The following is a 2,095-nucleotide window of genomic DNA, read 5'->3' as shown; positions in this document are numbered from 1 at the left end:
TTCTTGCTTCTACGGGGTCTTGAGAAGCTCTGTATCTTTTTTTCAGTTCACCATTACTCAGATGGTCAGCTAAATAAGCTTTTTTGGGCATTTGACATTAGAATTTTGTATTAAGTCTATTATAACCGGATTTGGTATCAGTGGGTCAATAGGGTAAAAAATTTTCTGATCAACTAGCCCGACTTGCTAGGCTTTTCCTGAAGCGTCTCTGTAAGACAAGTAAAGAACAAGACAGGGATTTACAGGAATCTGTTAAATTTGTTAATATGAAGGGTGTAACCCCTCATTTTTTCCCTGTCTTGATGCAATAGCGAGTGGGGGAAACCACGGCAATAGCGAGTGGGGGGAACCCCCAAGACCGCTTAGGTGCGTTTGACCCGTAATTAAATTCGCCACGGGTCGCACCTCTGCCTCCCCAAGACCGCGCTGCATCGCTGAGGTCAGGGGAAAAGGAAGGTTCTGTCAGTAGTACCTTTTAACTTAAACTTTACTCGTTAAAGTTTTTACCTTATTTGTGGAAACGTTAAGTTTTCACAAGTCCCGTGAGACCGAAGGTGAGTGCTTGCCATTCCTTTTGTATAGCAAGACACTTAAGGTGCGCGCCTCCTAGGCCGGGTTCCCCGGCCTTGGGTCGCACCTCAAAGTGTTCTTCACCAAGTGTTTTTCACCAAAATTTAACATTTTGGGGGATATTTACTATACAAGACTGAGGATAGCCTTCCCAAGATTTTCACAATGTGTGATAAAACTTCGTGATTGACCTCAAAAACATCTCAACCAGAATACTAATTTTCTATGCATGTTGATAGAGATGAGTTTCTGTTAATAGGTCTAGGGTAATAGGTAATAGGTAATAGGTAATAGGTAATAGGTAATAGGTAATTGCGATCTACAAGTGGTGTTTAACAGCAGCAATAGTATGATACTCAATTGTAAATTGGCAATTACCAATTATCATGTACCGATGATATATACCCGAATAACTATCTCTCTCCGACCTTAGACATAGGCGTTGAAATTAGGTTTAAGGTTAAGTGGGGTAACGCTTCCAGAATCATTTTTCCCCCTATGTCTATTCATAATAAAATATCCACCCTTGGCGACTTTGAGCTTGGCAGGAAATGACTAAAGAACAGTATTCTAAAAATTGGTTCAATGGACAATCGTTCATTATTAATACTTTTTGCCTGTTACCTTCTCTAGTAATTATCCTAGGGGGAATCAGCCTGTTAATCGAAAACAACAATTTTAGATTGACAGATTCATCAACAATTATTGTAAATCCAATAGAATCACTGATTAGTTGGTTCAAAGACACGTCAGAACCAAAAAACTCATTATCAAGTGTTACTTCTACTAGTTCTGAACAACTAGTATATAAAGCTTCACTGCTCAATAAACTAATCCTACCTATTATAACTGACTATGAAGAAAGTGGACTAGGGATAGGGATAGGTATAGACAATATTAAGCCTGGCTTTGAAGCCATTGGTTTTACATTTAACCAGGTAGAAAATATTCACAATAAAATTAATTTTATCGGCCTAAATACGGGGGACACAGTATTAATTAATATCCTGGGAAATGTTAACAATATAACTCAAGCCTCGATCGCCACTAAAATTCCCTATAAATACTCTCATGAAAGCCAATCTGCTTTACTCTTAGGATTATTCATTAGGGTAGTATCACCGGAATGGGAAAATGGTATGGCTTGGATTAACTATGGGTTGAAAGAACTTAGTGAAAACCAGAAAAATTTATTAATCACGGAACAAAAAAACTATCAGATTCACTTAAGGGTTGACCGGGAGGTAGATTTGGTGATTCTCACCATAAAATCTCGCTCTAAATCCTAAGGTAATTGTAACCGTTAATGGTGGTGTCGTATTACCGATGTGTTGAATTGCGTAATAAACGTTAACCACAATGGCTGATGTCTGTAGATATCTATTTTTTTGTAAGCATTCAGCCGTCAGCCGTCAGCCGTCAGCCGTCAGCCGTCAGCTAAAGTAACTCAGCATTATTCCAATGCTTACCTGTTGTCTTGATCCCAAGCGCGAGTGGTTTGAATTTACCGTAAGATAGGGTCGCC

The 2,095-nt window shown here is 39.0% G+C and carries 2 protein-coding genes; one reads left to right on the top strand and one right to left on the bottom strand.

The window, feature by feature from the left end:
* Positions 1-261: 261 nt before the first annotated feature.
* Positions 262-396 (bottom strand): hypothetical protein, encoded by a 135-nt coding sequence (locus F6K37_RS39555; RefSeq protein ID WP_287256732.1) that lies wholly within the window; start codon positions 394-396, stop codon positions 262-264.
* A gap of 725 nt (positions 397-1,121) precedes the next feature.
* Here F6K37_RS39555 and F6K37_RS39550 point away from each other — a divergent pair.
* Positions 1,122-1,859, top strand: coding sequence for a hypothetical protein (locus F6K37_RS39550; RefSeq protein WP_287256730.1), 738 nt, complete (start codon positions 1,122-1,124; stop codon positions 1,857-1,859).
* Positions 1,860-2,095: the final 236 nt, after the last annotated feature.

Origin of the sequence: Moorena sp. SIO4E2 (genome assembly GCF_010671945.1) — a bacterium.
GTDB classification, from domain to species: Bacteria; Cyanobacteriota; Cyanobacteriia; order Cyanobacteriales; family Coleofasciculaceae; genus Moorena; species Moorena producens.
This window is presented reverse-complemented; position numbering and strand designations above follow the sequence as displayed.

Excerpts from the sequence above, each read along its gene's own strand:
- F6K37_RS39550 (WP_287256730.1), top strand. The coding sequence starts at position 1,122 with ATGACTAAAGAACAGTATTCTAAAAATTGGTTCAATGGACAATCGTTC.